The organism is Microcoleus sp. BR0-C5, from assembly GCF_036705045.1.
Lineage (GTDB): Bacteria > Cyanobacteriota > Cyanobacteriia > Cyanobacteriales > Microcoleaceae > Microcoleus.
Genome location: NZ_JAUBTR010000135.1, coordinates 1 through 7,677, shown reverse-complemented (window position 1 = coordinate 7,677; position 7,677 = coordinate 1). Strand labels below are relative to the sequence as shown.

Here is a 7,677-nt window from a genome sequence, read left to right as displayed (position 1 = left end):
TTCAGGGTAATTTACTTTCATACAATCATCCTTATGCGCTCGATCTATTGTAGCATATTTTTGGAGAAGTGGTATTACATTCTTGTTAGCTCACAAACGGCTCTCAAACATATTGATGCTTAAACTCCTCTTGGGGTGGTGCGCCCCAGGCGGACCCCCTGAACGGTTACAAAGATTTGGCAGATGAATGACAACTAGAGAGTTCATATTTGGCTAGATTTAAGGCAATCAGACTGGCATTAAAATGAAAATCAAGCCGTGGTAAATGACGAGCTTGACAATCAGACAATCCCGTAAATTGTTTAGCATCCCGAAAAATAAATTCGATTTGAAAACGAGCCTGATAATATTCAACAATTTGCTCAGGTTGTAGATGAATATCAGTGCTAAATAATAAAGTATTTTTGATTTTCCCATTGGCTTGAACCTCAGAAATACAAGCCAAGCTAATTTGGCAATTTAAACAACAACTCGCCTACTACTAATGTATATAATGAAACTCCCGGTTTTATTTGTTTAACAAACTTAAGACGACTCAGATCTTGGCAGTCTACCTTACCATCATATTTGCGAGGTGCTCCCAGTTTATTCTTACTTTTCCCGTTAAGTATGATTTTTAGCTAGGAGCCAACCTTGGCAAAGATCGTGTAAATTGGACCAGCCTCGCCAGAGGACTTGAATCCCAATCGGAGATTTACGACGATGTTCAAGATAGCCCCCAAGATAAGCAACCGATTCAACAGCCCAAGCAATCGTTAACACAGCCGTCCGCTTAGGGAATCTAGCTGATAAGACCTGAATTTGAACAGGACTAAGAATCTCAACCGCAGGAGCATCAGGTTGATTACGATGCAGATAGGTAACTTGTAAAAGCTCGACAGCACAGATACTTAAAAAGCCTAACAAAGGCTTCATACCCTCAGCAGCAAGTCTGTAGCGCTCACACTTGCAGCCAGACTTAAAGATTTTATGATAATCTTCCACCCGCCAACGGTAAGTATACCAGCGCAGCATCTTAATCGCAGTTTCTATATCTTCTACGACTTCAGTCGTCAGAAGCATCCATTCTAAAGGTGTTTCGCTTTCTGGGCAATCGATTTCAGTTGCATAAACAGCATAAACTTGTAATGAATCACGATTCTCTCTCGCGATAGGGAACTCGTAGTTGAACTTGACAGAAGCGCACTGCCAATGAAGCTATCCTTCCCTGACGTTTACCAGTTTCTGGTACTTTGATTTCCTGTTCAAATCTGATCGGTTGGGATTCCAACTTTCTCCACAGACGTTCGCTATTCTGGTCTAGGCTACGGTCATGAGCTGCACGTACTAATACTCCTGTATGTTTCAGTTGACGTGAAGAGTCGAACACTTCAGTAATATCTCCTTCTCGGTCGAAAACATGAATTACTCGGGTGCTGTTACTTACTTCATGCTCGACTTCGGTCATCGCTTCTACCCATCGATAAGACTCTTTTTCTTCAAATGGGCGTTGACGAGCAGCTTTTCGCGCGATTGCCTGTCGTTGTTTTTTGGCTGCTGCGGTTTCATCCTGCGGTGGCTTTTCTTTGTGCTCTCGATTCCATAGCTTTTGCCATAACAGTCCCATTACTTGTCCTTGTTCGGGGGTGAGCGCCAAGGCACTATGTAAAATTAATCCGTTGCCACCGTTACCTGTGGGTCCATATCCTTCCCGTTTGGCTTTGATGCTACCATAATCTAGAAAGGTTGTATCTCCTATGGACAATACGACTTCTTGTTTTTCCACAGCTTCACAGGTCATTTGACAGTGAGGTTTGATTACTTTGTCAAATTCTGTTTTGCTGTTGGCAAAAACTCATAAGCTCTTTTCAACTCGTTTGCACTTGTGAATATTTCTGACAATGCTTTTCCGAACCCTTGACTTAGGGCTTGGCCGATTGAATAGGCTCTATTGTTTAATCTCTCATCTCCTAATTCACAAGTTGCAAAATTTTTCTCCCACCAGTTCAACATTTTTCGCCTGCCTTTACTTGATTTTAACCACATTATATCACCATCTACCCCTTTTGCCTAGAATGACCTCCTACTCTACCTTTCAGAGATGCCGTGAAAAGTAAGCCAGTTTATTTTGTTCACCTGTATAGAGATAGCGTAGGTTAGCATCAACTTGTAGCTTGCCAATAAAGTCTAAATTCAACTCCCGCACAGTCTCCCAGAATTTAAAGCGATAGTAATAGCCATCAGCCACCAAATAACGTACAGAAGTTGGGAAGAAAAAACGAGTATTCTTGAGATGTTTTGCATAGTCATTAACTCTTGTGATGTCAGGCTTTGAGCTTTGAGAGTCCGGGTTTTTGCGAGTTTTTTTTGAGCGGTTATTCTTCGGATTTTTGGGCAGTTTTTTCACGGGCTTTATTTGAGGACGTGACGGAGTTTGTTGTACGCTTAAGCTATAAGATAAACGAGTCTCAATTTCGACAATAGAAATTACAGAAATTTCCAATCCCTGTTCCGATTTACAAGCTACACCATTATAAAAATAAGCCTTGCCGTCTGTTTTTTTGCCACTTTTTCTTAAAAAAGAACAATCAATAACAGCAATGACGGTGTGTTCAGGATTTAAGGCTTTTTCGAGGAAATATTGATTGAATTGTGGAAAGTTAAAGCTTTTGAGAAAGTGACGACGGTAGGTTTTTTCGCTCAAACAACTATAACGACTGAGATTTGTGAAGTTGACCTTGCCATAAGCCAGCAAGATAGTTGAGAATAAAGTGATTAAAAACTTCTTTTGGGGTTGACTAATCCCTGGCATTTGTTGTAAGATGGATTCAATAATCTTCATAAGGCAATCTGAAGAGCTTGTGTGTTTTTATAGCTTAACCGAAAAGAGTGCCTTTTTTTCTGTTGATTTTGGGTTCAGATTGCACTCACTTTTTTCACTTCTCTGCTGCAAAAGCGATCGTATCCCTCTTGAAAAACTGTCCGGAGTATTGTCTTAAGGAATTTATAGACAGCAGAGGATTAACCGTCTACCAGTTTTGGAAACAGGCAGGGATAACCCAATCAGCGGGTTATCGGCTTTACCACAACCGTGATGTGTTGCCATTAAAGCGGGTGTTAGACAAAATATGTACAGCTTATCAAATACAACCATGGGAGTTCTGAGGTGGGAACCAGACAACATATCGTCCCTATAAAAGACCCAGAGCGCATCCAAGAATACGCTCTCAAGCTAGCCAGGGAAGGTAAACTTCAATATGCAATATTAGTGAATGTAGCTACCCAATTGCATCAGGCTTTGAAAACAAAACTTTTTCAGGAAACCGGGCAAGAAAAGTCTCCCTATGAGGACTTAAAAATTACCCCTAAATTAGTAGCACATCTAGAAAAAATTTTTGAAGAATTGTTCACCGCGGATTTCTGGGAAAAGAATGCTGAGTGGATTATGAATCACTTAGATATCTGGAATCAGGGAGAGACCCATTCAGACCTCCAGCCTGGAATGCTGGCTTTTTCTCCTGACCCCTCCTTCTCAAAATCAGAATCCTGGACAGAATCCCAGATAATTAATGCGTGTGGATATCATGTAGCCGATGAATTATTACAGCAAATAAATGTACAAAACTTATTAGCAGATGAATTAGCAAAAATATTAGAACTTGCGCCTCTCCCAGTTCCAGTAACTGAACCCCGATTATTCAATAATACAGCTACTGTTGCCCTGCCAACAGCCGCTTTGATGGCTTCCAGTCTCCGTGCCCAGATCCGGACAGATTTATGGGGAGAGGCTGCCAGCAGTATTGCTGTTTTCCAACATCAAGCCAAGGGCAACCCTAGCAATTATATTGAGCATTACATTAGCAGCCCTGGTGACATTACCTTGATCCCTTGGGATGAAGCCCAGCAAATTATTGATAAATTTGGGTTTACCAGTGCCAAACTGCACATGATTTTTGCAGCCCATACTATGAAACAGGAGACTCCTTGGCAAAGCCTATTTACACTAAAAGCTAGCGATATTGTCAAGGAAATGGGGTGGGATAAAAATCACAAAAAAACTCAAAGAGAAAAGCTGCTAGAGATTGCGAAAACAGCATTCGCTCTTGATTGTCTATTGGTCAAAGCTGTTTGGATTGAAGGAATGAATAAGAAAGGGCAAATTATAGCTAGCGCTCCTGTAGGGAGAATGTGGAATGTCTACATCAAACCCCAAGGTCAGTTAAATTTTGAAGGCAAGGTAGACAACCCCTATGAAGTATACATAACAGTCCAACCAGGATTGTGGACTCAAGATTTTTTGAACCGAGCTGGAGCTAAGTCGCGGGAAGCGTTATATCAATTTGGCTATCTTTCCCAACAGGTACTAAGAATTGATCCGTACCATAACGAATTTGCCTTAAGACTAGCAATTCATGTCACGATAGAAAGCCGATTTCACACCAGTGGTGAATACCGAGTCTTAACCCTGTTAGAAGCAATTTTACCTAAACGAGAAATTGACTCAGCCCGCAGCGCCCGCCGTAAAGCTTACAACTTAAAACAGAACTGGGATGATGCCTTACAACTCTTGATAACTTTGGCCTGGCAAATTCAATTTGACCCAGAAACTTATCCAGAGAGACTTCAGCCAGAAAACAAAGAAAGGAACCCAAAAGGCTACCTGGATCAGTGGCTGGCGGCCAAGCTCTTCATACTTCAGCCAGAACCCATCCCAGTCTTGGTAGCAAGCAAGGCTGAACCTCAACAATTAAAGCCTGCTTTGCCAAAGCCAATACCAATAACAAGTGCTGACCTGCGAAAAGCCCGTGAAGACAAGGGATGGAACCAGAGAAAATTGGCTGGCTGGTTGGGGGTCTCACAATCGCTGATTGCTCAGATAGAGCGTGGACAGCGGACTATCAGCCCAGAAATAGAGGCTAAATTGCTCAAGCTGTTGGAAATCCAAGACTGAAGTTCACGACGCGAGAACTACTGACAATCTTGGAGTTACCCAAGCCTCGAAGGAAACTGGGGCTAAATTTATAACCGCCAAAGCGGTCAGGGCATTCTTAATTGCTGAAACCATTGCTGTGATTGCATTTTATTTCTGATTCCTGAATTCTGACTCCTGAATTCTGACTCCTGAATCCTGACTCCTGAATCCTGAATCCTGACTTCTGCTATAGATGCGTTTGCCCTAACTAGCCCCCCTGAAGGGTTCGTTTTTGTAATCAAGTCGGTGAAAGTCGTGTAATCAAAAAAAAAGTTTTAAAAATCGCCCTAAAAGCTTTGCTGTCTATGCGTTTTACCTTGATTACAAAATCATCCACATCCCAGGACAAAATCATCCACATCCCAGGACAAAATCATCCACATCCCAGGACAATGTTTTTTCAAAACCTTTGCCCTGTCTTGGTTTCAGCTTTTGATTACAAGCCTTATAAGATCTAGAGAAGTTTAGATCAGCCAACCAACAGCCTTTTGCGAAAGGTGAGACAAAGAGTTATTCGCCTACCAAGGAATAGCTCCCGTGAAACCCTGCACAAAAAGACTGGGTGCATTTACCAAGCTCAGTCAGCTTCAACCCCAACTCACAGCCCCATCAACCCCGCCTGACCCCTTCTGGCTGCCCTTCCATCTGACCAACACCGGGGGTGTCCAATGACATCACCCATCTCCCCCCTGTCCGAATGGCTGGCTTCAGGCGCAGACCCCGACCTCTTCGCCCTCAACGTCCAAACCCTCTCAGGCGACACCCCGTACCAATACCTCCTGTACGAAATCAACGCCGCCTCCGGCAGAGTCCACCCCGACGCACAATGGCGGTGGGCCAGAAAACACTACAGCCACATCGAACACGGTGGCTGGTGGTGTTCAGGCCTAGACCCCCTCAACAACTGGCAGCCCATGTATTGGGGCTGCTTCAAACCCTATCAGCCCCGCAACAGCTTCGACCCAAACGGTAAAACCAAGCCCGTCAAATACGAACACCCCCCCAAAACCCCCACTAGAGCCTTCTTCCTGCAAGTCCCAGACCACATTTGGGCAAAAGTCGCAGAACGCTACGGTGTCCCCATCGACCCAGAGGACTTGGAGCGGGGGAGCGGGGGAGAGGGGGAGCAGGGAAGCAGGGGAGAGGGAGAGCAGGGGAGAGGGGGAGCGGGGGAGAGGAAAGACGAAAATCTCTCCTCTGCCCCTAGCCCGTGCAGCCCCTCTGCGACCCCTACCTCATCCCCAAACCAGCCTCAGTTCTGGCAATGGGTGTGGGACAACAACATCCCCGTCATCATCGTCGAAGGCGCAAAAAAAGCCGGATGCCTACTCACACTGGGTTACGCCGCCATTGCCCTCCCCGGTGTCACCGGCGGTGTCAGAACCAAAACCTCTCAAGGGGAGAAATGCGACCCCTACCTCATCCCCGAACTGCAACACTTCGCCACAGAGGAACGTGAAATCTACATCTGCTTCGACCGCGACAGCAAACGCCAAACCATCCAAAACGTCAACCGGGAAATTAGCAAACTCGGCCGCCTGTTCACAGCCGCCAATTGCCCCGTCAAAGTCATCAACCTGCCAGGACCAGAAAAAGGCGTTGACGATTTCGTGGTATCCAAAGGCGAGGATGCCTTCAGCGCCCTCAAAAATGAAGCGCAAGGCTTCCAATTCTGGCTCGCTAGGGAATCATGGCTTTTAACCTATCCCGCGTCTTTAAAGCTAAATTCTCGCTATTTGGGAAAACTCCCCTATCCTGAGTCCGGGTTAGCTTGCATCAAAGCCCCCAAAGGCACCGGCAAAACCCAAGCCCTGACTAACTTAGTCTCACAAGCCCTTTCCACAGGCGATCGCCGCGTGCTGATAATTACCCATAGGATTCAACTAGGCAGGGCGATCTGCGCCAGCTTAGGAATCAACTACATCGACGAAACTAGGGACTCAGCCGAGGGTAAACTGTTCGGATACGGCTTGTGCATAGACAGCCTCCACCCCCTATCTCAAGCTAAATTCAATCCAGAAGACTGGTTCGGTGCGATCGTCATCATCGACGAGTGCGAACAAGTCATCTGGCACGCCTTAAACAGTTCAACTTGCCGCGAAAACCGAGTCACCATCTTGCAAACTCTGCAAGAACTAATCCACAACGTCTTGACAAGTGGTGGCTTAGTTGTTGCCCAAGATGCAGATTTATCGGATTACAGCATTGACTACCTAATAGCCATAGCAGGCATTCCTATTTCCCCTTGGGTTGTTATCAATGATTGGCAGCCAAAACGAGGGCGAGATGTGACTTTATTTGCCACTTCTAACCCGGCTTCGCTGTATGTTCAAATGGAGCATATTCTCTCTCAAGAAGTCACTTGCTGCGATATAGAAAATCGTGCAGAATTTTGCCCTACAGAGCAATACCGCCCGCGTATTATGGTTGTAGAAGACTCACAAAAAGTCACAGGAAAATGGTCTTGTCGCAACCTGGAAACGCAACTGCAACGACGCTTTCCCAATTATCGAATTCTTAGGATTGATAGCGAATCAGTAGCAGATCCAAACCATCCCGCTTATGGCTGCATTGAGCAACTCAATGCCCAGATCCAAAACTACGATATTATCATCGCCAGCCCCACGATTGGCACTGGTGTCAGCATCGATATCCGAGGTTACTTTACAGCAGTTTTTGGCATCTTTAAAGGGGCGGTAGCCGTCAATGACGCTTTGCAAGCTCTA

8 protein-coding genes are annotated in these 7,677 nt (G+C 45.1%); 3 read left to right on the top strand and 5 right to left on the bottom strand.

Annotation, left to right across the window (positions count from 1 at the left end; genetic code table 11):
* Nucleotides 1-166 precede the first annotated feature (166 nt).
* The 5 genes from QUB08_RS30820 to QUB08_RS30805 form a co-directional block, all read right to left on the bottom strand.
* Nucleotides 167-445, bottom strand: coding sequence for a transposase (locus tag QUB08_RS30820; RefSeq protein WP_445300974.1), 279 nt, complete (start codon nucleotides 443-445; stop codon nucleotides 167-169).
* 158 nt (nucleotides 446-603) lie between these two features.
* On the bottom strand, nucleotides 604-1,098 hold the full coding sequence (locus QUB08_RS32260; RefSeq protein ID WP_445300975.1) for a hypothetical protein: 495 nt from the start codon (nucleotides 1,096-1,098) through the stop codon (nucleotides 604-606).
* Between the two features lie 34 nt (nucleotides 1,099-1,132).
* The gene (locus QUB08_RS32255) at nucleotides 1,133-1,744 is read right to left on the bottom strand and encodes a hypothetical protein (RefSeq protein WP_445300973.1); all 612 of its coding nucleotides are present in this window, start codon (nucleotides 1,742-1,744) and stop codon (nucleotides 1,133-1,135) included.
* Nucleotides 1,745-1,797: 53 nt separating this feature from the next.
* Complete coding sequence (locus QUB08_RS30810; protein WP_333229966.1) at nucleotides 1,798-1,992, bottom strand: IS4/Tn5 family transposase DNA-binding protein; 195 nt, start codon at nucleotides 1,990-1,992, stop codon at nucleotides 1,798-1,800.
* 82 nt (nucleotides 1,993-2,074) lie between these two features.
* The gene (locus tag QUB08_RS30805; protein ID WP_333229964.1) at nucleotides 2,075-2,821 is read right to left on the bottom strand and encodes a transposase; all 747 of its coding nucleotides are present in this window, start codon (nucleotides 2,819-2,821) and stop codon (nucleotides 2,075-2,077) included.
* Between the two features lie 47 nt (nucleotides 2,822-2,868).
* On the opposite strand from QUB08_RS30805, the gene QUB08_RS32250 reads away from it, so the two are divergent.
* The 3 genes from QUB08_RS32250 to QUB08_RS30795 form a co-directional block, all read left to right on the top strand.
* Nucleotides 2,869-3,144, top strand: coding sequence for a helix-turn-helix domain-containing protein (locus QUB08_RS32250; protein WP_445300972.1), 276 nt, complete (start codon nucleotides 2,869-2,871; stop codon nucleotides 3,142-3,144).
* 1 nt (nucleotide 3,145) lies between these two features.
* Nucleotides 3,146-4,930 carry a helix-turn-helix transcriptional regulator gene (locus QUB08_RS30800; RefSeq protein WP_333229962.1) on the top strand — a complete coding sequence of 595 codons (1,785 nt, stop codon included), beginning with the start codon at nucleotides 3,146-3,148 and terminating at the stop codon, nucleotides 4,928-4,930.
* Between the two features lie 689 nt (nucleotides 4,931-5,619).
* On the top strand, nucleotides 5,620-7,677 hold a 2,058-nt coding region (locus tag QUB08_RS30795), incomplete at its 3' end, for a plasmid replication protein, CyRepA1 family (RefSeq protein ID WP_333229960.1).